General features: G+C 70.2%; 17 protein-coding genes and 4 tRNA genes. 9 read left to right on the plus strand and 12 right to left on the minus strand.

Annotation, left to right across the window (positions count from 1 at the left end; all coding sequences use genetic code 11):
* Nucleotides 1-64 precede the first annotated feature (64 nt).
* Nucleotides 65-628, minus strand: coding sequence for an HIT family protein (locus EDM22_RS06890; RefSeq protein WP_122936333.1), 564 nt, complete (start codon nt 626-628; stop codon nt 65-67).
* Complete coding sequence (gene thrS, locus EDM22_RS06895; protein WP_245989261.1) at nt 625-2,532, minus strand: threonine--tRNA ligase; 1,908 nt, start codon at nt 2,530-2,532, stop codon at nt 625-627. Before thrS ends, EDM22_RS06890 begins: the two co-directional genes overlap by 4 nt.
* Nucleotides 2,533-2,777: 245 nt before the next feature.
* Between thrS and EDM22_RS06900 the strand changes: the two genes are divergently transcribed.
* Nucleotides 2,778-3,383 carry a hypothetical protein gene (locus tag EDM22_RS06900; protein WP_122936335.1) on the plus strand — a complete coding sequence of 202 codons (606 nt, stop codon included), beginning with the start codon at nt 2,778-2,780 and terminating at the stop codon, nt 3,381-3,383.
* Nucleotides 3,384-3,397: 14 nt separating this feature from the next.
* On the opposite strand, the gene EDM22_RS06905 is transcribed toward EDM22_RS06900, so the two are convergent.
* From EDM22_RS06905 to EDM22_RS06920, 4 genes are all read right to left on the minus strand, one after another.
* Entirely contained in the window at nt 3,398-4,177 is a 780-nt protein-coding gene (locus tag EDM22_RS06905; protein WP_122936336.1) for a TIGR01458 family HAD-type hydrolase, read from the minus strand.
* Nucleotides 4,178-4,243: 66 nt separating this feature from the next.
* A tRNA-Val gene (locus tag EDM22_RS06910) sits at nt 4,244-4,318 on the minus strand.
* Nucleotides 4,319-4,340: 22 nt separating this feature from the next.
* Nucleotides 4,341-4,414 (minus strand) — tRNA-Cys (locus tag EDM22_RS06915).
* A gap of 57 nt (nt 4,415-4,471) precedes the next feature.
* Nucleotides 4,472-4,543: transfer RNA gene (locus tag EDM22_RS06920), tRNA-Gly, on the minus strand.
* Between the two features lie 290 nt (nt 4,544-4,833).
* Here EDM22_RS06920 and EDM22_RS06925 point away from each other — a divergent pair.
* Nucleotides 4,834-4,906 (plus strand) — tRNA-Val (locus EDM22_RS06925).
* A gap of 108 nt (nt 4,907-5,014) precedes the next feature.
* On the opposite strand, the gene EDM22_RS06930 is transcribed toward EDM22_RS06925, so the two are convergent.
* The 3 genes from EDM22_RS06930 to zapE all read right to left on the minus strand — a co-directional run bounded on the left by EDM22_RS06930 (nt 5,015) and on the right by zapE (nt 8,108).
* Nucleotides 5,015-5,569, minus strand: a complete 555-nt coding sequence (locus tag EDM22_RS06930) for a type II toxin-antitoxin system PemK/MazF family toxin (RefSeq protein ID WP_212591911.1) — start codon at nt 5,567-5,569, stop codon at nt 5,015-5,017.
* Nucleotides 5,570-5,611: 42 nt separating this feature from the next.
* The gene (locus EDM22_RS06935) at nt 5,612-6,877 is read right to left on the minus strand and encodes an ammonium transporter (protein WP_122936337.1); all 1,266 of its coding nucleotides are present in this window, start codon (nt 6,875-6,877) and stop codon (nt 5,612-5,614) included.
* 178 nt (nt 6,878-7,055) lie between these two features.
* Nucleotides 7,056-8,108 carry a cell division protein ZapE gene (zapE, locus tag EDM22_RS06940; RefSeq protein WP_122936338.1) on the minus strand — a complete coding sequence of 351 codons (1,053 nt, stop codon included), beginning with the start codon at nt 8,106-8,108 and terminating at the stop codon, nt 7,056-7,058.
* 141 nt (nt 8,109-8,249) lie between these two features.
* Here zapE and EDM22_RS06945 point away from each other — a divergent pair, with 141 nt between their 5' ends.
* The gene (locus tag EDM22_RS06945) at nt 8,250-9,149 is read left to right on the plus strand and encodes a sulfurtransferase (RefSeq protein WP_122936339.1); all 900 of its coding nucleotides are present in this window, start codon (nt 8,250-8,252) and stop codon (nt 9,147-9,149) included.
* A gap of 94 nt (nt 9,150-9,243) precedes the next feature.
* A complete protein-coding gene (locus EDM22_RS06950) occupies nt 9,244-9,684 on the plus strand; it encodes a SufE family protein (protein WP_122936395.1) in 441 nt (146 codons plus the stop codon).
* Between the two features lie 56 nt (nt 9,685-9,740).
* On the opposite strand, the gene EDM22_RS06955 is transcribed toward EDM22_RS06950, so the two are convergent.
* Nucleotides 9,741-10,910 carry an alpha/beta hydrolase family protein gene (locus EDM22_RS06955; protein ID WP_122936340.1) on the minus strand — a complete coding sequence of 390 codons (1,170 nt, stop codon included), beginning with the start codon at nt 10,908-10,910 and terminating at the stop codon, nt 9,741-9,743.
* A gap of 80 nt (nt 10,911-10,990) precedes the next feature.
* On the opposite strand from EDM22_RS06955, the gene EDM22_RS06960 reads away from it, so the two are divergent.
* From EDM22_RS06960 to EDM22_RS06980, 5 genes are all read left to right on the plus strand, one after another.
* Entirely contained in the window at nt 10,991-11,581 is a 591-nt protein-coding gene (locus tag EDM22_RS06960; protein ID WP_122936341.1) for a DUF3000 domain-containing protein, read from the plus strand.
* The gene (locus tag EDM22_RS06965; protein WP_122936342.1) at nt 11,574-12,770 is read left to right on the plus strand and encodes an HRDC domain-containing protein; all 1,197 of its coding nucleotides are present in this window, start codon (nt 11,574-11,576) and stop codon (nt 12,768-12,770) included. Before EDM22_RS06960 ends, EDM22_RS06965 begins: the two co-directional genes overlap by 8 nt.
* A gap of 75 nt (nt 12,771-12,845) precedes the next feature.
* A complete protein-coding gene (locus tag EDM22_RS06970; protein ID WP_122936343.1) occupies nt 12,846-14,054 on the plus strand; it encodes a thiolase family protein in 1,209 nt (402 codons plus the stop codon).
* Between the two features lie 11 nt (nt 14,055-14,065).
* Nucleotides 14,066-16,204, plus strand: a complete 2,139-nt coding sequence (locus EDM22_RS06975; RefSeq protein ID WP_122936344.1) for a 3-hydroxyacyl-CoA dehydrogenase NAD-binding domain-containing protein — start codon at nt 14,066-14,068, stop codon at nt 16,202-16,204.
* A 64-nt stretch (nt 16,205-16,268) separates the two neighbouring features.
* Nucleotides 16,269-16,799 (plus strand): dihydrofolate reductase family protein, encoded by a 531-nt coding sequence (locus EDM22_RS06980; protein ID WP_122936345.1) that lies wholly within the window; start codon nt 16,269-16,271, stop codon nt 16,797-16,799.
* Nucleotides 16,800-16,899: 100 nt separating this feature from the next.
* Here the strand turns inward: EDM22_RS06980 and dxs are convergent, their stop codons facing one another.
* Together dxs and acnA are read right to left on the minus strand one after the other, a co-directional pair.
* The gene (dxs, locus tag EDM22_RS06985; protein WP_122936346.1) at nt 16,900-18,843 is read right to left on the minus strand and encodes a 1-deoxy-D-xylulose-5-phosphate synthase; all 1,944 of its coding nucleotides are present in this window, start codon (nt 18,841-18,843) and stop codon (nt 16,900-16,902) included.
* A 149-nt stretch (nt 18,844-18,992) separates the two neighbouring features.
* Nucleotides 18,993-21,803, minus strand: coding sequence for an aconitate hydratase AcnA (gene acnA / locus EDM22_RS06990; protein ID WP_122936347.1), 2,811 nt, complete (start codon nt 21,801-21,803; stop codon nt 18,993-18,995).
* Nucleotides 21,804-21,956: the final 153 nt, after the last annotated feature.

The following is a 21,956-nucleotide window of genomic DNA, read 5'->3' on the forward strand; positions in this document are numbered from 1 at the left end:
ACCGGCCGCGAGCTCGCGATGGGCGGCTCCGCCGCTGGTCGACCGACCGACGACCGACGACCGCTCAGGCGGGCCAGGCCTCAGCGATCTCGTGGCGGACCTCGCCGAGGAGGCGCGGCAGGGCCTTGGTTCCGGCGATGATCGGGAAGAAGTTCGAGTCGAGGGCCCACCGCGGCACGATGTGCTGGTGCAGGTGCTCGGCGATGCCCGCGCCGGCGATGCGGCCCTGGTTCATGCCGATGTTGAACCCGTCGCACCGCGACACCCGCTTCACCACGCGCATCGCCACCTGGGTGAGCTCGCCGATCTCCGCTACCTCCTCGGGGCTCGCCTCGTCGTACGTGGCGATGTGGCGGTAGGGGCACACGAGCAGGTGGCCGGAGTTGTAGGGGTACAGGTTGAGCAGCACGTAGGCGTGCTCGCCGCGCGCGACGATGAGCGACTGCTCGTCGCTCATTTCGGGCGCGCGGCAGAACGGGCAGGCGTGCTCGTCGGGCTGCTGCCCGTGCTGGATGTAGACGAGCCGGTGCGGCGTCCAGAGCCGCTGGAACGCGTCGGGGACACCGGCGAGTTCGCTCGAGGCATCCGTGGGGACGCCCTCGAACTCGCCGTGGTCGTAGGCCGTCATGAGAACAGGTCGTCCTTCGAGACCACCTGCCGGCGGTCGTCGATCGCGGCACGGATGCGGCTGATCGCCTCGGCCACGGGCACGCCGTTCTGCTGCGAGCCGTCGCGGAAGCGGAAGCTCACGGTCTCTGCGGAGCGGTCGTTCTCGCCCGCGATGAGCTGGAACGGCACCTTCTGCGTGGTGTGCGTGCGGATCTTCTTCTGCATGCGGTCGTCGCTCGTGTCGAGCTCCGCGCGTACGCCGGCGCCGCGCAGCTGGGTGAGGATCGCGCCGAGGTACGGCGCGTACTCGTCGGCCACAGGGATGCCGACGACCTGCACAGGCGAGAGCCAGACGGGGAAGGCACCGGCGTAGTGCTCGGTGAGCACGCCGAAGAAGCGCTCGATCGATCCGAACTTCGCCGAGTGGATCATGACCGGCTGCTGGTGCGTGCCGTCTGCCGCGGTGTACTCGAGGCCGAATCCGGCCGGCTGGTTGAAGTCGTACTGGATGGTCGACATCTGCCAGGTGCGCCCGATGGCATCGCGCGCCTGCACCGAGATCTTCGGGCCGTAGAACGCGGCGCCGCCCGGGTCGGGCACGAGCTCGAGGCCGGATGCCTCCGCGACGTCGCGGAGGACGGCGGTGGCGACCTCCCACTCCTCGTCGGTGCCCTTGAACTTGTCGGATGCCGCGTCGCGGGTCGACAGCTCGAGGTAGAAGTCATCGAGGCCGAAGTCCCGCAGCAGCCCGAGCACGAAGTCGAGCAGGTGCTTGACCTCCGCGGGCGCCTGCTCCGGGGTGACGTAGCTGTGCGAGTCGTCCTGGGTGAGCCCGCGCACGCGCGTGAGCCCCTGCACGACGCCCGACTTCTCGTACCGGTAGACGGTGCCGAACTCGAAGAAGCGCAGCGGCAGCTCTCGATAGGAACGACCGCGCGACCGGAAGATGAGGTTCTGCATCGGGCAGTTCATCGCCTTGAGGTAGTACTCGCTGTTCTCGAGCTCCATCGGCGGGAACATGGTGTCCTTGTAGTACGGCAGGTGACCCGACAGCTCGAAGACGTGCGCCTTCGTGATGTGCGGGGTCGAGACGTACTGGAACCCCTCCTCGATGTGGCGGCGGCGGACGTAGTCCTCCATCTCGCGCTTGATGATGCCGCCCTTGGGGTGGAACACCGGCAGGCCCGAGCCGATCTCCTCGGGGAACGAGAACAGGTCGAGCTCGGCGCCGAGCTTGCGGTGGTCGCGGCGCGCGGCCTCCTCGAGGCGGTGCTGGTACGCGCGGAGCTCGTCCTTGGTCGGCCACGCGGTGCCGTAGACGCGCTGGAGCTGCGTGTTCTTCTCCGAGCCGCGCCAGTAGGCGGCCGCGACGCGCATGAGCGCGAAGGCGTTGCCGATCATGCGGGTGTTCGGCAGGTGCGGGCCTCGGCAGAGGTCCTTCCACGCGGTCTCGCCGGTCTTCGGGTCGACGTTGTCGTAGATCGTGAGCTCGGCGCCGCCGACCTCGACCGACTCGCTCTCCTCGAACTGCTCGGTGCCGGTCGCGTGGCCCTTGAGCCCGATGAGCTCGAGCTTGTAGGGCTCGTCGGCGAGCTCGGCGCGCGCCTCGTCGTCGCTCACGACGCGACGCACGAACCGCTGCCCCGAGCGGATGATGCGGGCCATCTCCTTGTCGAGCGCCTTCAGGTCCTCGGGGGTGAACGGCTCGGCGACGTCGAAGTCGTAGTAGAAGCCGTCGGTGACGGGCGGACCGATGCCCAGCTTCGCCTCGGGGTTGATCGTCTGCACGGCCTGTGCGAGCACGTGCGCGGTGGAGTGGCGCAGGATGTTCAAGCCGTCGGGCGAGTCGATCGTGACGGGCTCGACCACGTCGGTCTCCGTCACCGTCGTGGCGAGGTCCTTGAGCTCGCCGTTGACGCGCATCGCGACAACGGATCGATCGGTGAAGAGCTCGAAGCCGTCGGCCACTGTGATCCACTCCCTGTGAGTCGAAACGAACCCTTCAACACTAGTAGCCACAGGATGCCGCGGCGCCCGCCGCCCGCCGCCGGACGCACCCGTCGACGCTGCTCCGGGCCCCCGGGCCGAGCCGAGCCGTGCGCCCTGCGATTCGGGGCTCGGTGCAGGCACTGACGACGAACCGGCGCACGCTTCGTAGAGTCTTCCTCATGTCCAATGCAGGGAACTCCGGGGACGATCGCGACATCGACCTCGCAACGCCCGTCGACCTCTCCGCCTTCGAGGCCGACCTCACGGCCGCCGACTGGATCGCCAAGCACCGCGCCGGCGATCTGGGCCTCGGTCCCGTCTTCTGGGCACCGATCGAGGTGCTCTCCCCCGCCGTCACCGTCGGGCGCGGACGCACGAACCTCACGCTCATCAGGCCGACGATCGTGCAGACGGACACCACGACGCCGTACGCCGGCTTCGACCTGCGCGAATCGCCGAATCGCAACCCGGCGGTGTCCGTGCACTTCAACCCGGCCGCCTACGGCGCCACCGGCAATGCCACCTACGTGTTCACGTTCGCGGTCGACGCGCCGACCAGGGCCGCGTTCACGCCGAGCGGGTACGCCGGCAGCGGCACGGTCGATGCGCCGGCCTCGATCCGGTTCAGCGGACGCCGCGTCATCACGATCATCCTCCGCAACGTCCCGCCCGCCCAGGACACCGTGGCCTCCATCGAGCAGACCTCGGGCGAGGCCTGGTCGTGGTTCAGCACGCGCATCGGCCATCCGCCCCTCGTGTTCGACCCGCTGCAGCCGAGCGGCTGACCGAGCGACGACCTTCAGCTCCGCGCCCACCATCCCGGTAGGTCGGCGATCGAGTCGAGCACCGCGTCGGGGACGACGTCGCCCGAGAGGTCCTGCGCCGAGAACTTGCCGGTGCGCACCAGCACGCCGGCGAGCCCGGCGCGCTGTGCGCCCCCGACGTCGGCGCGCACGTCGTCGCCGACCATCACGACCTCGTCGGCCTCGAGGCCGAGGTCCTCGACCGCGATGTCGTAGAAGGCGGCGTCGGGCTTGCCGAGCACGACCGCCGCGCGTCCGGTGGCGTACTCCAGCGCACGCACGAACGGTCCGGTGTCGAGGCGGAGCCCGTCGTCGGCCCGCCAGTAGCGGGTGAGCCCGAGGGCGACGAGCGGCGTCCGCGGCTCGTCCATCAGCAGCCGGAACGCGCGGTTGATCGTCGCGAAGTCCCATCCGCGGCCGAGGTCGCCGATGACCACCGCGCCCGGTCGCTCGTCGTCGGATGCCGCGACGGTGTCCAGTGCCGCGAACTCGGCCGCCGTGGCATCCGGAACGAAGAGGGCGGGGCGCTCGATTCCCTCGCGGCGCAGCCAGGCGGATGCCGCGACCACCGGCGTGACGACCTCGGCCGGGTTCGAGGTGATGCCCATGCGCCCGAGCTGCTCGACGATCGCGCTGCGCGGGCGCGAGGTGGTGTTGGTCAGGTAGCGATACGGCACGCCGTTCCGGGCGAGCCACGCAATGGTGTCGGCAGCGCCGGGCACGAGCGCGTCGCCCACGTACACGACGCCGTCGAGGTCGAGCAGCACACCGGCCATGGCTCCATCATGCTGGAGCATCCGCCGGGCGAATGAGAAAACTCCCCCGGAGATCCGAGGGACTGCTGGTGGGCGATACTGGGATCGAACCAGTGACCTCTTCCGTGTCAGGGAAGCGCGCTACCGCTGCGCCAATCGCCCAAGTCGAGAACTGGTCTCAGCTTGGAGGTGGATACGGGATTCGAACCCGTGTATACGGCTTTGCAGGCCGCTGCCTCGCCACTCGGCCAATCCACCGTGTCTGGGTTCACCACCAAAAGAACAGGAATCGGGCTTTCGCCCGACCCTGATCAGAGCGGATGACGAGATTCGAACTCGCGACCCTCACCTTGGCAAGGTGATGCGCTACCACTGCGCCACATCCGCGTTGCTCGCATTTCTGCGTGCAGAGAGACTCTAACTGAAACCGTGAACGAATGACAAACCGAGCGCCCGCCTCACAGGATCAGCCCAGATCAGGCGAGCAATCCGGCCGTGCAACCCGGGCGTGTCGACGCTCGGCGGCATCCCTGCGGCCCCGCGCGCAGCTTCCACGCGGCCTCCTCGCCGGGAACCGCCGCGCCCGGACCGGCGCTCCGGCGCCGATGTGCATTCGGGCCCTGTCGTCGGCTAGTATCGAACCCGCGGCACGGCGAGTCCGGGTCGCGAATCCTGATGGGCGATTGGCGCAGCTGGTAGCGCGCTTCCTTCACACGGAAGAGGTCGTCGGTTCGAGCCCGGCATCGCCCACAGACGGAAACCCCCGGTCACCCCGGGGGTTTCCTCGTTTCACGGACGGATCGCGCCAGATCCGGCGGGGGCGAACCGCGCTGATCCCGGCGCGACGCACCGAATCGCTCAGCGCCAGCCGTAGCGCGCCCTGAGTGCCTCCGCGATGCGAGCGAAGCGCTCGGCGTCGAGCGCGGCCGCCTCCCGCCGCATCCCGTCGGCGTGCACGCGGAACACCCGGTCGATGCGCGCCCAGCTCGGCCGGCCCTCCGGATCCCACGGGCCGGTTCCGAGCGACACGTGGTCGCGGTCGCCGTCGTGCGGCTTGCTCGTGAGCTGCACGGCGAGGTACTCCCCCGGCGCACCGGCCGCGACGATCACGACCGGCCGGTCCTTGCCACGGCCGTCGTGCTCCTCGTAGGGCACCCAGGTCCAGACGACCTCACCCGGGTCCGGTTCGCCATCGCGCGAGGGGGCATGGGCCAGGCGCACGCCGCGGAGTCGAGCAGCGTCGACCTCGACGGTCGCGGATGCCCCGGCGCGGCCGGGCGACGCTCGCTCCTCGGTGAGGACGCCGGCGCCCGCGGCATCCGCGGAGCCGTTCGCAGCACCGCTGCCGCGACCCTGCGTGAGACCGCGCAGCACACGGCCGAGGGCGGTGAGGAAGCGGCTGGTGTCTGGCACACCCGCACACTACCCCACCGCCCTCGCGGTGATTCAGCGTCGTCAGACGGTCTCGAGCTTGTAGCCCTCCTCGCCGTGCACGACGAGGTCGATGCCCGCGAGCTCGTCCTCGTTCTTCACGCGGAAGCCGATCGTCTTCTGGATGATCCAGCCGATGGCGTACGCGAGCACGAACGAGTAGATGAGGACCGAGAAGGCCGCGATCGCCTGCACGAGCAGCTGGGTGGCGTCACCGCTGTAGATGAGGCCGGTGCCGTTGGCGAAGAAGCCGAGGTAGAGGGTACCGATGATGCCGCCGACGAGGTGGATGCCCACCACGTCGAGCGAGTCGTCGAAGCCCCACTTGAACTTCAGGTCGATCGCGAGCGCGCAGACGGCGCCGGCGACGACACCGAGCACGATGGCCCAGATCGGGGTCAGGAAGGCACACGCCGGGGTGATCGCGACGAGGCCGGCGACGGCACCCGATGCGGCGCCGACCGAGGTGGGCTTGCCGTCCTTGATCTTCTCGACCACGAGCCAGGCGAGGAGGGCCGCTGCGGGGGCCGCGAGGGTGTTGATCCACGCGATGGCCGCCGTGTTGTCGGCGGCGAGCTCGGAGCCCGCGTTGAAGCCGAACCAGCCGAACCACAGGAGGCCCGCGCCGAGGAGGACGAACGGCGGGTTGTGGGGCACGTGCGCGCCCTTCGAGAAGCCGACGCGCTTGCCGAGCACGAGCGCCAGGGCGAGGGCTGCCGCACCGGCGTTGATGTGCACCGCGGTGCCACCGGCGAAGTCGAGTGCGCCGACGCCGAAGAACTCCTGCATGCCGTAGGTGATCCAGCCGCCGTACGCGAACTTGCCCGTCTCGGGGTCGAGGCCGAAGTTGAACACCCAGCTCGCGACCGGGAAGTAGACGATGGTGGCCCACACGCCCGCGAAGATCATCCAGGCGCCGAACTTCGCACGGTCGGCGATGGCGCCCGAGACCAGTGCGACGGTGATGATCGCGAAGGTCGCCTGGAACGCGACGAACGCGAGCGGCGGGTAGGCGGCGCCTTCCGGGGCCTCGAGGAGGCTGGTCAGGCCGATGGCCGACCAGTCGATCGACCACGGCGCGGCGAGGCCGTCAGCCGAGGGGAACGCGATGGCGTAGCCGTAGAGCACCCAGAGCACTCCGATGAGGCCGATGGCGCCGAAGCTCATCATCATCATGCTGATGACGCTCTTCGCCTTGACGAGACCGCCGTAGAAGAATGCGAGCCCGGGGGTCATGAGCAGCACGAGTGCCGCCATGATCAGAAGGAACGCAGTATTGCCTTGATCCATCTCGAACCTCTCTTGGGGAATCAGGTGGGGGATCCTGTGGCCCAAGTTTCACGACGAGACGTTTCGAGAGCGGCCGTCTCAGGTTTCGAGGTTGTTACGTGCTTCGCGCTCAGGTAAACAGCGCGTTTCGCGAAGCGGGGCAGACCGTGTGAATCACGGCCCGATCGGCCCCGGCCGTTCAGTCGTGCGGCGGCAGCTCGCCCGTCGTGAGGGCGATCATGCGCGACATCGAGCGGAGGTACTTCTTGCGGTAGCCGCCCGACATCATGTCGCCGGCGAAGACCTGGTCGAGCGGCAGCCCGCTCGAGACGATCGGCACCTCCGCGTCGTACACCCGGTCGATGAAGGCGACGAGCCGCAGCGCGGCGTTCTGGTCGGTGAGTTCGTGCACGCCGGTGAGTGCGATCACCTCGATGCCGTCGATGAGCTTGATGTACTTCGAGGGGTGCACGGTGGCGAGGTGGGCGATGAGCGCGTCGAACGAGTCGAGCGACACCCGGTGCCCGCGAGCCGAGAGGGCGGATGCCGCGTGCTCGACGCCCGCGTCGTCGGCCAGCGCCTCGGCGTGGCCCTCGGTGTCGCGGCGGCGGTAGTCGAGCCCGTCGATGCGCAGCGTCTCGAAGTTCGACGAGAGGGCGTGGATCTCGCGCAGGAAGTCGGCCGCCGCGAAGCGGCCCTCGCCGAGGGCGTTGGGCGGGGTGTTCGAGGTGGCGGCGACCCGGGTGCCGTCGGCGATGAGCTCGCCGAGGAACCGGGTCATGAGCATGGTGTCGCCCGGGTCGTCGAGCTCGAACTCGTCGATGCAGATGAGACGGGCGCCGCGCAGCAGCACGACCGCCTGCGCGTAGCCGAGTGCGCCGACGAGCGCCGTGTACTCGATGAAGGTGCCGAAGTACTTCGGGCCGTGCGCGACGTGCCAGAGCGCGGCGAGCAGGTGGGTCTTGCCGACGCCGAAGCCGCCGTCGAGGTAGACGCCGGGCAGCTCGATGCGGGCCGGACGCTTGCGGGAGAAGAACCCGCCGGGGCGCTGCGCGGCGCGCCAGGCGCCCGCGAACTCGCCGAGCCGGTCGAGCGCGGCCTGCTGCGACGGGAAGTCGGGGTCGGGTCGGTACGACTCGAACGACGCGTGCTCGAACTGCGGGGGCGGCACGAGCTCGGATGCGATCTCGGCGCCCGTGATCGAGGGATTCCGATCGACGATGCGGAGAAGGGCATGCGATGCCGAGGTCATGCTGAGGCGGCTCCCGTATTGCACCGGATGACGGGTCGTATGACTTCGACCGGCACCACGCGTAGATTCGAGGTGGACGGCCACCAGCCTAGTCCGCTCCCCCGCGCACCCCCGCCCGACCGGGCGTTCCCAGGAGGTCTCATGTCCGTCGAGTTCGACCCCGCAGCCAAGCTGGCCGAGTACGCGCACCCCGAGCGGCTCGTCACCACGGAGTGGCTCGCCGAACGCCTCGGGCAGCCCGGGCTCGTCGTCGTCGAGTCCGACGAGGACGTGCTCCTCTACGAGACCGGCCACATCCCCGGCGCCGTCAAGGTCGACTGGCACACCGAGCTCAACGATCCGGTCGTGCGCGACTACCTCACGGGCGAGCAGTTCGCCGCCCTGCTCGGATCGAAGGGCATCGCCCGCGACACCACCGTCGTCGTCTACGGCGACAAGAACAACTGGTGGGCCGCCTACGCGCTCTGGGTGTTCACCCTCTTCGGCCACGAGGACGTGCGCCTCCTCGACGGCGGCCGCGACCTCTGGATCGCGGAGGGCCGGCCGCTCACGACCGATCCCACCGAGGTGACGCCCGTCGAGTACCCCGTGGTCGAGCGCGAGGACTCCGCGATCCGCGCATTCAAGGAGGACGTGCTGGAGCACCTGGGCAAGCCGCTCATCGACGTCCGCTCCCCCGAGGAGTACTCCGGCGAGCGCACCACGATGCCCGCGTACCCCGAGGAGGGCGCGCTGCGCGGCGGGCACATCCCGACCGCGGCATCCGTGCCCTGGGCGCGCGCGGCCGCAGCCGACGGCACGTTCAAGACCCGCGCGGAGCTCGACGCGATCTACCGCGACGAGGCCGGGCTCGCCGACGGCGACGAGGTCATCGCCTACTGCCGCATCGGCGAGCGCTCGAGCCACACGTGGTTCGTGCTGACCCACCTCCTCGGCTTCGACCACGTCCGCAACTACGACGGCTCGTGGACCGAGTGGGGCAACGCGGTGCGCGTGCCCATCGTCACCGGCGTCGAGCGCGGCGAGGTCCCCGGGCGCTAGTCGGCAGCGGCGGGCCGATGGCGGGGCGGCCCGCGACGACGGATGCCGCGCCCGCACGGCGGGCATGCGGCATCCGGATGGGAGAATGAAGGCGATGGATGCCACGACCCTCCCCGCCCGGCTCGCAGAGACCCGTGAGGACTTCCTCGCCCTCGGCGTGAAGGACCGCCTGCAACTGCTGCTCGAGTTCTCGAACGAGCTGCCCGAGCTGCCCGAGCGCTACCGCGATCACCCCGACCTGCTCGAACGGGTCGTGGAGTGCCAGTCGCCGGTCTACATCTTCGTGGAGGTCGACGACGCGGGACTCGTGCACATGCACGCCACGGCGCCCGCCGAGGCGCCCACGACGCGCGGGTTCGCGTCGATCCTCGCGCAGGGACTCGACGGCCTCACCCCCGACGAGGTGCTCGCCGTCCCCGCCGACTACCCGCAGTCGCTCGGACTGGGCGAGGCGGTGTCGCCGCTGCGCGTGCGCGGGATGTCGGGCATGCTCGCTCGCGCGAAGCGCCAGCTCGCCGAGCGCCTCGCCGGCTGACCGCGGCGAACGCCCGCCGCGGCGTCGTACCGCCATCGGCGTGACCGCGTCATCGGTCAGCGTGCCGCGAGCCAGTCCCCGAGCAGTGCGGTCCAGCGTTCGGGGTCGTGGTTCCAGAGCTTGGTGTGCCGGGCGCCCTCGAAGACCTCGAACTGCACGATGTCGGCGCGCACCGTCGCGAGCCGCCTCGACCCCTCGATGGGCACGAACCCATCGTCGACGCTGTGCATGAGGAGGATCGGCACGTCGAGCTCGTCGGCACGCGCGACGGCGTCGAGCGCCTCGAGGTCGATCGGCGCCGCCAGCCCCGTGACCACACCGCCGAGCGGAGCGCTGAGCACGCGGGCCACGAACTCGCCGGCGTCGTGCGGCAGGCCCGCCGCTCGCCCCTGGAAGCGCAGGATGTCGACCCAGTCGACCGCGGGCGATTCGAGCACGATGCCCACCAGTCGTTCGCGCACCTCGGCCGAGCGGAAGAACGCCTGCAGCGCGATCGCGCCCCCCATCGACCAGCCCATGAGCACGATGCGCCGCGCGCCGCGATCGTTCGCGAAGCGCACGGCGGCGACGACGTCGGCCCATTCGGTGCCGCCGAGCCCGTAGCGTCGATCCTCGCTCTCCGGCGCTTCGCCGTCGTTGCGATAGGAGACGAGCAGCGAGTTCCAGCCCTGGGCGCGGGCCGGCGGCACGGCGCGCAGCCCCTCCTGCCGCTTCGCGCCGCGTCCGTGCACCTGGATGATCCAGTCGTGGGACTCCGTCGGCGCGGGGACGAACCAGGCGGGCGCCGGTCCGAGTGCCGTCTCGACGAGGACGTTCTCGTAGTCGTCGGCGACCTCCCACGGCCCGAGGTGGTACCAGCTGTTGATGCGCCCCCGCCGCGCCCGGTCGAGCCGCCCGAAGTCGACCGAGTCGATCGTGCGCCGCACCGACCGGTCGTCCTCGTCGACCACGTCGCCGATGCGCGCGTGACCCGAGTCGTTCTCGAACCAGAGGCCGTAGCGCCCGCGCATGCGGGACTCGTCGGAGCTCGCGAGGGCGAGCCGTCCCCCGGCGAGGTCGACCGACGAGAGCTGCAGGTCCTCGTCGCGCTTGAGCGGCGGGATCACCACCCGCCGCGCGAACACGACCGCCGTCACGGCCGCGGCGATGGCAGCGCCCGTCACGAGCGCGCCGAGCACGCCGAGCACGATGCCGATCGCGGTGCGAGACCGCCTCGTCAGAGCCATCCGAGCCTCCCTCACCGGCACTGCGGGTCGGAGCGGCGCGCCGTCGACGTCCGCCCTGCCCGAGACTCTAGTCTGCACACGTGTCCGACTCAGCGATCACGCCTCCCCCCGAGTTCGCTGCCGCACTCGACTCGCTGCGGTCCGCGTCGACGCGCGCCGAACTGCGCGTGACCGAGATCCCGGCGCCCGTGGCGCTCGCCCCGTTCGCGGTGGCGTTGGCGGCGGATGTCGCGCCGACCGCGCACGGCGACGACTCCGAGCTCGGCACCGGCCGGTTCGTGCTGCTCTACGATCCCGACGAGCCCGAAGCGTGGGGCGGCCGGTTCCGCGTGGTGTGCTTCGCGCAGGCGCCGCTCGAGACCGACATCGGGCTCGACCCGTTCCTCGCGGATGTCGCGTGGTCGTGGCTCGTGGACGCGCTCGATGCCCGCGGCGCCCGCTACGTCGCGGCATCCGGCACGGCGACGAAGGTGCTCTCGACGGGGTTCGGCGAACTCGCCCGGCAGGGCGACGGCGCCCAGCTCGAGCTGCGCGCCTCGTGGACGCCGCTCGATGGGGTCATCGCGCCGCATGTGGAAGGCTGGGGCGAGTTGTTGTGCATGCTCGCCGGGCTGCCGCCTCGATCCGAGGGGGTGACGGCCCTTCCCCGACGGAGGTCGAATCGTGGCTGAGGACTACCGCGCGATCGAGACGCGTGAGGAGTACGGCGCCGCCGTCGCACTCCTCGCCGCCGGCACCGGTCCCGTCGCAGTCGACGCCGAGCGGGCGAGCGGATTCCGCTACTCGCAGCGCGCGTACCTCATCCAGGTGTTCCGGCGGGACGCGGGCGTGTTCCTCTTCGATCCGCCGCAGCTCGGCGACTTCACGGCGCTGCAGGCGGCCATCGGCGACGTCGAATGGGTGCTGCACGCGGCGAGCCAAGACCTGGCCTGCCTCCGCGAGGTCGGACTCGACCCCACCACGATCTTCGACACCGAGCTCGCGGCGCGCCTGCTCGGGATGCCGCGCGTCGGCCTCGCGTCGGTCGTCGAGGAACTCCTCGGCATCCGGCTCGCGAAGGAGCACTCGGCCGCGGACTGGTCGACGCGGCCCCTGCCGCAGTCGTGGCTGAAGTACGCCGCGCTCGACGTCGAACTCCTCGTCGACGTGCGCGACCACCTGGTGACGCGGCTCGCCGAGGCCGGCAAGTCCGAGCTCGCCGCGCAGGAGTTCGAGGCGGTGCTGCGACGGGAGGCGAAGCCGGCCGCCGCCGAGCCGTGGCGACGCCTCTCCGGGATCCACGCGATCCGCACCCCCCGCAACCTCGCGGTGGCCCGCTCCCTCTGGCTCAGTCGCGATGCGCTCGCCGTCGAGCTCGACGTCGCCCCCGGCCGCCTGGTTCCGGATGCCGCGCTCCTCGCTGCCGCGAAGGCGCTCCCGCAGTCCAAGCGCGCCCTCGCCGAACTGCGCGAGTTCAACGGCCGCGCGAGCCGGACGGAGCTCGATCGCTGGTGGGCGGCCATCGAGGAGGGGCTCGCGAGCGAACCGCCCGCGGTGCGGGTGCCCACCGACGCTCCTCCGCCCCCGCGGTCGTGGGCCGCGCGCAACCCGGAGGCCGACGCCCGGCTCCGCCTGGCGAGGGCGGCGTTGACCGAGGTCGCCGACGAGCTCGTGATGCCCGTCGAGAACGTGCTCACGCCCGACCACCTCCGGCGCCTCGCGTGGCATCCGCCCGCCGAACCCACCGCGGAGTCGGTGGGCGAGGCCCTCGCCGCCCTCGGGGCACGACCTTGGCAGGTTGAGGCAACCTCACAGAGAATCGCGGCGGCGTTTGTAGCAGCGGCACAATCGCTGGAAGACGCCGAGCGCGACGCTTCGTAGGTTCCGTCAAGCGATTCCGCGCCTCCCGAGGCCGTCCATAGGATCGGTGGATCCTCATCGAAAGGGAGCTGCAGCGTGGCTGAACGAGCTGATGTCGTGTTCGTCGACGGGGTCCGAACCCCCTTCGGCAGGGCCGGCGAAAAGGGCATGTACTGGAACACCAGGGCCGACGACCTCGTCGTGAAGGCGATCGTCGGGTTGCTCGAACGGAACCCGAGCGTTCCGAAGGACCGCATCGACGACGTGGCCATCGCGGCCACGACCCAGACCGGCGACCAGGGCCTCACGCTCGGCCGCACGGCGGCGATCCTCGCAGGCCTGCCGAAGTCGGTGCCGGGGTTCTCGATCGACCGCATGTGCGCCGGCGCCATGACCTCGGTCGCGATGCTCTCGGGATCGATCGGCTTCGGCCAGTACGACCTCGCCATCGGTGGCGGCGTCGAGCACATGGGCCACCACCCGATGGGATCGGGCGTCGACCCGAACCCGCGGTTCGTCTCCGAGCGCATGGTCTCCGAGGACGCCCTGGTCATGGGCGCGACCGCCGAGCGCATCCACGACCGCTTCCCGCACCTCACCAAGGAACGCGCCGACCGCTATGCGCTCGGCAGCCAGCAGAAGACGGCCGCCGCCTACGCCGCGGGCAAGATCCAGCAGGACCTCGTGCCCGTCGCGATCCGCACCGCCGAGGGCTGGGGCCTCGCCACGAAGGACGAGGTCATGCGGCCCGAGACCACCCTCGAGGGGCTCGCGGGCCTGAAGACCCCGTTCCGTCCGCACGGCCGCGTCACCGCCGGCAACGCGTCGGGCCTCAACGACGGCGCCACGGCGGCCCTCCTCGCGAGCGGTTCGGCGGCGAAGGAGTTCGGGCTGCAGCCCAAGATGAAGCTCGTGAGCTACGCCTTCGCGGGCGTCGACCCCGAGATCATGGGCATCGGCCCCGTTCCGGCCACCGAGAAGGCGCTGCGCCGCGCCGGCCTGAAGATGGACGACATCGGCCTCCTCGAGGTCAACGAGGCGTTCGCCGTGCAGGTGCTCTCGCTCCTCGACCACTACGGCATCGACGACGACGACCCCCGAGTGAACCCGTGGGGCGGCGCCATCGCCGTCGGGCACCCGCTCGCGTCATCCGGCGTTCGACTCATGAACCAGCTCGCGAGCCAGTTCGCCGAGCGCCCCGACGTGCGGTACGGCATCACGACCATGTGCGTGGGCCTCGGACAGGGCGGCACCATGATCTGGGAGAACCCGAACTACTCGCGCAAGGCAGCGAAGAAGGCCTGAGGACGACCACGATGACCGACTACACGAAGATCGACTTCTCCGCGCTCACGGCCATGTCCGACGACGAGGTCGTCACGCATTCGTACGTGCGCGACGTGCCGCTGTCGGAGGGCCGCACGCTCGCCCTCCTCACGCTCGACAACGGGCGCGACCACACCCGGCCGAACACGCTCGGCCCCGCCACGCTGATCGAGTACGGGAAGACGCTCGACACCCTCGCAGAGCGCGCCGCGCGCGGCGAGATCCACGCGGTCGCCGTCACGGGCAAGCCGTTCATCCTCGCGGCCGGCGCCGACCTCTCGAAGGTCTCCGAGATCCCGAGCCGCGAGGTCGCGCTGCGAATGGGACAGCTCGGACACCACGTGCTCGGCAAGCTGTCGGAGCTCGGCGTGCCGTCGTTCGCCTTCGTCAACGGACTCGCCCTGGGCGGCGGCGTCGAGATCGCACTCCACGCCGACTACCGCACGGTCGACGCGTCGGTGCCGGCGTTCGCGTTGCCCGAGGTGTTCCTCGGCCTCATCCCCGGCTGGGGCGGCGCGACCCTGCTGCCGAACCTCATCGGCATCGAGAACGCGCTCAAGGTCGTCGTCGAGAACCCGCTCAAGCAGAACCGCATGCTCAAGGCGCAGGAGGTGCTCGACCTCGGCATCGCCGACGTGATGTTCCCCTCGGTGAACTACCTCGAGGACTCCATCCGCTGGGCCGACGGCGTCGTCTCCGGCCGCATCAAGGTGAAGCGGCCGAACGAACCCGGCAAGGTCGAGCGTCTCGTCAAGTGGGACGCGGCGATCGGCATCGCCCGCAAGATGCTGCAGAGCCGCATCGGCACCGTGCCCCGGTCTCCCTACGTCGCGCTCGACCTGCTCAAGGCCGCGAAGAGCGGCACGAGGGCCGAGGGCTTCGAGCGTGAGGATGCCGCGCTCGCGGACCTCATCGCAGGCGATCAGTTCCACGCATCCGTCTACGCCTTCAACCTCGTGCAGAAGCGCGCGAAGCGGCCCGCGGGCGCGCCCGATAAGGCGCTCGCGAAGCCCGTCACGAAGGTCGGCGTGCTCGGCGCCGGCTACATGGCGAGCCAGTTCGCCCTGCTGTTCCTGCGCCGCCTGCAGGTGCCGGTCGTCATCACCGACATCGACCAGGCGCGCGTCGACAAGGGCGTCGCCTCCATCACGGGCGAGGTCGACAAGCTCCTCGAGAAGGGCCGCATCTCGCCCGACGAGGCGAACCGCCTGAAGGCCCTCGTCACGGGCACGACCGACAAGGCCGACTTCGCGGACTGCGACTGGGTCATCGAGGCCGTCTTCGAGGAGCTCGCGATCAAGCAGGACGTGTTCGCCGAGGTCGAGCGGTACATCTCGCCCGAGGCCGTGCTCGCCACGAACACCTCCTCGCTCTCGGTGGAGCAGATCGGCGCGAAGCTGCAGCACCCCGAGCGCGTCGTCGGCTTCCACTTCTTCACGCCGGTCGCGGTGATGCCGCTCATCGAGGTCGTCAAGACCCCGGCGACGGATGACGCGACGCTCTCGACCGCGATGGTCACCGCCGCGAAGCTGAAGAAGAACGCGGTGATCACGGCGGACACGCCCGGCTTCGTCGTGAACCGCCTCCTCGCCGTGCTCCTCGGCGAGGCGATGCGCGCGGTCGATGAGGGCACGTCGTTCCAGACCGTCGACGAGGCCATCGCGCCGCTCGGCCTCCCGATGGCGCCCTCGGCGCTCCTCGACCTCGTGGGCCTCACGGTCGGCGCGCATGTGCTCGACACGCACCACGCGGCCTTCCCCGACCGCTTCTACCGCTCGGAGAACCTGCACAAGCTGGCCGAGTACGGCACCCTGCTCGAGAAGGACGACAAGGGCAGGGTCAAGGGCTTCGACAAGGACGCCCTGAAGATCGTGTCGGGCGGCACGAACCCGTCGACGGCCGAGGACATCCTCGTCCGCCTGCAGGACGGCCTCGCCCGCGAGACGAAGCTCATGCTCGACGACCAGGTCGTCGCCGCTGCCGAGGACATCGACCTCTGCATGATCCTCGGCGCCGGATTCCCTTTCCAGATGGGCGGCCTCACGCCCTACCTCGACCGGGTCGGCGCGAGCGAGCGCGTGTTCGGCGACACGTTCCACCACCCGCCCGTGACGGGCATCGACGCCTGATCCACCGCGACGCCCACGCGAGCGGCCCTCGACGGATGTCGGGGGCCGCTCGTACGTTTGCGTGATGACCAAGATCCAGTACTACGTCGCCTCCACGCTCGACGGCTTCATCGCCGACGAGCACGACGGGCTCGAATGGCTGCTCCAGTTCGGCATGGACGACTTCGAAGGGCACTACGAACGCTTCTTCGCCGAGGTCGGCGCGCTCGTGCTCGGCGCCACCACCTACGAGTGGGTGCTGCGCGAGGGCGGCGGCTGGCCCTACGGGTCGGTGCCCACGTGGGTGCTCACGCACCGCGAGCTCGAGTCGCCCGACGGCGCCGACATCCGCTTCGCCTCGGGCGACATCGCGCCCATCGCCGATGCCGCCGTCGCCGCCGCCGCGGGGCGCAACGTCTGGGTCGTCGGCGGCGGGCCGGTCGCGGCGCAGTTCCTCGCGGCGGGCCGGCTCGACGAGCTGCTCGTCACCTACATGCCCGTGGCGCTCGGGCGCGGGCGGCCGCTGCTGCCGGTGCGGGCGGTCACGCCGCCGCTCGAGCTCACCGGCGTCACGAGGCTCGGCGATGCCGTCGAGCACGTCTACCGCATCGGGTGAGGGCGGCACGCGACATCCGCTCGCGCGAGCCGTCGGCGCAGCCGCCGTGAGGTGGCAGCGCGGGAAGACGGCGACGCGGCCGGGTGGTCGCGAATCGAGGTCAGACCCGCTGCTGCGGGCTCGAGCCGGCCGGCAGGTCGGCGCCCGCGTTGCGGGCGTGCGGCAGCTTGCTGCCCAGCACCATCGCAGTGACGTCGCGCGCGATGTGCTGCGGTGTGAGCCCGACGCGTTCGAGGATGTCGCCGCGCGACCCGTGATCGAGGAACTCGTCGGGCAGGCCGATCTCGGTCACCGCGGTGTCGACGCCCGCCTCGCGGAGATCCTGCCGGATGCGGGTGCCGATGCCGCCCACGCGGATGCCGTCTTCGATGCTCACGACGATGCGGTACTCGGCCGAGAGGTCGACGACGCTGCGCGGCACCGGGACGACCCAGCGCGGGTCGACGACGGTCGCGCCGATTCCCTGCGCCTCGAGGCGCTGCGCGACCTCGAGGCCGATGCCCGCCATCGGGCCGACCGTGACGAGCAGCACGTCCTTGCGCTCGGATTCGGCGAGCACGTCGACGCCGTCGTCGAGGCGGCGCACGGCGTCGTACTCGGTGCCGACGGTGCCCTTCGGGAACCGCAGCACGGTGGGCGCGTCGTCGACGGCGACCGCCTCGCCGAGTTCCTCCACGAGCCGCACCGAGTCGCGCGGCGCGGCGATGCGGATGCCCGGCACCACCTGGAGGATCGACAGGTCCCACACGCCGTGGTGGCTCGGCCCGTCGGGCCCGGTCACGCCGGCGCGATCGAGCACGAAGGTGACGCCCGCCTTGTGCAGCGCGACATCCATGAGCACCTGGTCGAACGCACGGTTGATGAACGTGGCGTAGACGGCGACCACGGGATGGAGTCCGCCGAACGCGAGGCCGGCCGCCGAGGTGGCGGCGTGCTGCTCGGCGATGCCGACGTCGAACACGCGGCTCGGGAAGCGCTCGGCCATGCGGTGCAGGCCGGTGGGCCGGAGCATGGCTGCGGTGATGCCCACGAGGCGCGGGTTCTGCTCGGCCAGCGAGACGAGTTCGTCGGCGAACACGCCCGTCCACGACGGCGCCGACGAAGTCTCGAGCGATTCGCCGGTCTCGGGGTCGATCTGCCCGACGGCGTGGAACTGGTCGGCCGCGTCGCGGCGGGCGGGCTCGTAGCCACGGCCCTTCTCGGTGATCGCGTGCACGATGACCGGCGCGCCGTACGACTTCGCCTGACGGAGCGCCGCTTCGACGGCGTGCTCGTCGTGCCCGTCGACCGGGCCGATGTACTTGATGTCGAGGTTCGAGTAGAGCGCCTCGTTGCCGCTGAACCGGCTGAGGAAGCCGTGCAGGCCGCCGCGCACGCCGCGGTAGAACGCGCGGCCCGGCGAACCGAGCTTGTCGAACGCCCGGCTGCTGCTCTCGTGGAGCGAGCGGTAGCTCGGCCGGGTGCGCACCGAGCTCAGGAAGCGCGCCATGCCGCCGATCGTGGGGGCGTACGAGCGTCCGTTGTCGTTGACGATGACCACGAGGTTGCGCGTGTTGTCGTCGGAGATGTTGTTCAGTGCCTCCCACGTCATGCCGCCGGTGAGGGCGCCGTCGCCCACGACCGCGACGACGTGGCGATCGCCCTGCCCCGTCATCTCGAACGCCTTCGAGATGCCGTCGGCCCACGAGAGCGAGCTCGACGCGTGCGAGCTCTCGACGACGTCGTGCACGGACTCGGAGCGCTGCGGATAGCCGGCGAGACCCCCGGTCGTGCGCAGCGACGACAGGTCGCGACGACCCGTGAGCAGCTTGTGCACGTACGACTGGTGACCGGTGTCGAAGACGATCGCATCACGGGGCGAATCGAAGACCCGGTGGATCGCGATCGTGAGCTCGACGACGCCCAGGTTCGGGCCGAGGTGTCCGCCCGTCTTCGACACGGATGCCACGAGGTACTCGCGCACCTCCCGGGCGAGCTGCTCGAGCTGCTCAGGGCTCAACGCGTCGAGGTCGCGTGGTCCGGAGATGGTCTCGAGCAGTGTCATCCGGAGCCGCCTTCCACCCTGCCCCCGGGTGGGGCGAGGCACCCACCGATTCTACGCGACGCCCCCTGGACGCTCCCCCAGCGATGCGCCGTAACGCGAACGGCGGGGCCGGGCTCACCGAGCCCGGCCCCGCCGTCGTGCCGGATCGCTCAGACGAGCGAGCGCAGCACGTACTGCAGGATGCCGCCGTTGCGGTAGTAGTCGGCTTCACCGGGCGTGTCGATGCGCACGACCGCGTCGAACTCGACGGTCTGCTTGCCCTCGGGCGAGTGCGCGCTCGGCTCGGCGACGACGTGCACCGTCTTGGGGGTGACGCCCTCGTTGAGCTGCTCGAGGCCCGTGATCGACACGACCTCGGTGCCGTCGAGGCCGAGCGAGTCGGCCGACTCGCCCGCCGGGAACTGCAGCGGCACGACGCCCATGCCGATGAGGTTGGAGCGGTGGATGCGCTCGAAGCTCTCGGTGATGACGGCCTTGACGCCGAGGAGGCTCGTGCCCTTGGCCGCCCAGTCGCGCGACGAGCCCGAGCCGTACTCCTTGCCGCCGAAGATGACGAGCGGGGTGCCCTCGGCCTGGTAGTGCTGGCTCGCGTCGTAGATGAACGACTGCGGGCCGTCGGCCTGGGTGAAGTCGCGCGTGTAGCCGCCCTCGACGCCGTCGAGGAGCTGGTTCTTCAGGCGGATGTTCGCGAACGTGCCGCGGATCATGACCTCGTGGTTGCCGCGACGCGACCCGTACGAGTTGAAGTCCTTGCGGTCGACGCCGTGCTCCGTCAGGTACTGGCCCGCGGGGCTGTCGGCCTTGATGTTGCCGGCCGGGCTGATGTGGTCGGTCGTCACGGAGTCGCCGAGCTTGGCGAGCACCCGGGCGCCCGCGATGTCGGTGACCGGGGTGGTCTGCATCGTCATGCCGTCGAAGTACGGGGGCTTGCGCACGTAGGTCGACTCGGCGTCCCACTCGAAGGTCGCGCCCGTCGGCGTGGGCAGGGTGCGCCACCGCTCGTCGCCCTCGAACACGCTGGCGTACTGCTTCGTGAACATGTCCTTGTTGATCGACGTGTCGATCGTGGATTGCACCTCGGCGGTGTCGGGCCAGATGTCCCTGAGGTAGACGTCGTTGCCGTCGAGGTCCTGGCCGAGCGGGTCGGTCTCGAAGTCGAAGTTCATCGAGCCCGCGAGCGAGTAGGCGATCACGAGCGGCGGGCTCGCGAGGTAGTTCATCTTCACGTCGGGATTGATGCGACCCTCGAAGTTGCGGTTGCCCGAGAGCACCGCGGTGACGGCGAGGTCGTTCTGCTGCACGGCCGCCGACACCTCCTCGATGAGCGGACCCGAGTTGCCGATGCAGGTGGTGCAGCCGTAGCCGACCGTGTAGAAGCCGAGGGCCTCGAGGTCGTCGGTGAGGCCGGCCTTCTCGTAGTAGTCGGTGACGACCTTCGATCCCGGCGCGAGCGTGGTCTTGACCCACGGCTTCGCCTTGAGGCCCTTCTTCACCGCGTTGCGGGCGAGGAGGCCCGCGGCGAGCATGACCGACGGATTCGACGTGTTCGTGCAGGACGTGATCGCCGCGATCGTGACCGCGCCGTGGTCGAGCGTGTACGAGGTGCCGTCGGCGAGGTCGACCGTGGTCGGCTTCGACGCCGTCTTCGGGGCGTGGCTGTGGTGGTGGTGCAGGTGGTGGCTGTGCTCGTCTTCGGGCGAGTTGCCGGGCGGGTCGGAGGCCGGGAAGGACTCGGCTCCCTCGAGGTCGACGAGGTCGTGGTCGACCTCGGCGTAGTTCACGAGGTCGGCCTCGAACTGTGCCTTCGCGTCCGAGAGCACGATGCGGTCCTGGGGGCGCTTCGGGCCGGCGATCGACGGAACGACCGTCGAGAGGTCGAGCTCGAGGTACTCCGAGTACACGGGCTCGTGGTCGGCGTCGTGCCAGAGCTTCTGCAGCTTCGCGTACGCCTCGACGAGCGCGAGCTGCTCCTCGCTGCGGCCGGTGAGCCGCAGGTAGTCGATGGTGACGTCGTCGATGGGGAACATCGCGGCGGTCGAGCCGAACTCGGGGCTCATGTTGCCGATGGTCGCGCGGTTGGCCAGCGGCACGGATGCCACGCCCGATCCGTAGAACTCGACGAACTTGCCCACGACGCCGTGCTTGCGCAGCATGTCGGTGATCGTGAGCACGACGTCGGTCGCGGTGACGCCCGCCGGGATCGAGCCCGACAGCTTGAAGCCGACGACCTTCGGGATGAGCATCGACACGGGCTGGCCGAGCATGGCCGCCTCGGCCTCGATGCCGCCCACGCCCCAGCCGAGCACGCCGAGGCCGTTGACCATCGTGGTGTGCGAGTCGGTGCCGACGCAGGTGTCGGGGTATGCGCGGGTGACGCCGTTGACCTCGCGGTCGTAGATGACCTTCGCGAGGTGCTCGATGTTGACCTGGTGCACGATGCCGGTCCCCGGCGGCACGACCTTGAAGTCGTCGAAGGCGGTCTGGCCCCAGCGAAGGAACTGGTAGCGCTCGCCGTTGCGCTCGTACTCGATCTCGACGTTGCGCTCGAGGGCGTTCTCGGTGCCGAACAGGTCGGCGATCACCGAGTGGTCGATGACCATCTCGGCCGGCGAGAGCGGGTTGATCCGGTTCGGGTCTCCGCCGAGCGCCACGACCGCCTCGCGCATCGTGGCGAGGTCGACGATGCAGGGCACGCCCGTGAAGTCCTGCATGACCACGCGCGCGGGCGTGAACTGGATCTCGGTGTCGGGCTCCGCCGTGGGGACCCACGAGCCGAGCGCCTCGATCTGCTCCTTGGTGACGTTCGCGCCGTCCTCCGTGCGGAGCAGGTTCTCGAGGAGCACCTTCAGGCTGAAGGGGAGCTTCTCGTAGCCGGGCACCGTGTCGATGCGGAAGATCTCATAGGCCCGATCACCGACGTGGAGCGTGTCCTTCGCCCCGAAACTGTTCACTGCAGACACGATGTCCTCTCCTTCGCGGATGCCGCCGACAACCGGGGCGGCACTTGAACCCATTCGTCAGACACGGGGCCGTCGCTGCAAGGGTAACCGAAGCCACCTGCGACGGACAGCCTCCGCACCGGGTGCGGATTTATCTCGACGTCGAGATAACTC

The sequence above is a fragment of the Agromyces tardus genome (assembly GCF_003710805.1).
In the GTDB taxonomy this organism is placed as follows: domain Bacteria; phylum Actinomycetota; class Actinomycetes; order Actinomycetales; family Microbacteriaceae; genus Agromyces; species Agromyces tardus.

Bases quoted from the DNA above. Each gene is read 5' to 3' on its own strand.
- EDM22_RS06900 (WP_122936335.1), top strand. From the start codon at position 2,778: ATGTCCAATGCAGGGAACTCCGGGGACGATCGCGACATCGACCTCGCA.
- thrS (WP_245989261.1), bottom strand. From the start codon at position 2,532: ATGCGCGTCAACGGCGAGCTCAAGGACCTCGCCACGACGGTGACGGAG.
- EDM22_RS06950 (WP_122936395.1), top strand. From the start codon at position 9,244: ATGGATGCCACGACCCTCCCCGCCCGGCTCGCAGAGACCCGTGAGGAC.
- EDM22_RS06905 (WP_122936336.1), bottom strand. From the start codon at position 4,177: ATGGCCGGTGTGCTGCTCGACCTCGACGGCGTCGTGTACGTGGGCGAC.
- EDM22_RS06980 (WP_122936345.1), top strand. From the start codon at position 16,269: ATGACCAAGATCCAGTACTACGTCGCCTCCACGCTCGACGGCTTCATC.
- EDM22_RS06935 (WP_122936337.1), bottom strand. From the start codon at position 6,877: ATGGATCAAGGCAATACTGCGTTCCTTCTGATCATGGCGGCACTCGTG.
- EDM22_RS06890 (WP_122936333.1), bottom strand. From the start codon at position 628: ATGACGGCCTACGACCACGGCGAGTTCGAGGGCGTCCCCACGGATGCC.
- EDM22_RS06955 (WP_122936340.1), bottom strand. From the start codon at position 10,910: ATGGCTCTGACGAGGCGGTCTCGCACCGCGATCGGCATCGTGCTCGGC.
- zapE (WP_122936338.1), bottom strand. From the start codon at position 8,108: ATGACCTCGGCATCGCATGCCCTTCTCCGCATCGTCGATCGGAATCCC.
- EDM22_RS06975 (WP_122936344.1), top strand. From the start codon at position 14,066: ATGACCGACTACACGAAGATCGACTTCTCCGCGCTCACGGCCATGTCC.
- EDM22_RS06945 (WP_122936339.1), top strand. From the start codon at position 8,250: ATGTCCGTCGAGTTCGACCCCGCAGCCAAGCTGGCCGAGTACGCGCAC.
- dxs (WP_122936346.1), bottom strand. From the start codon at position 18,843: ATGACACTGCTCGAGACCATCTCCGGACCACGCGACCTCGACGCGTTG.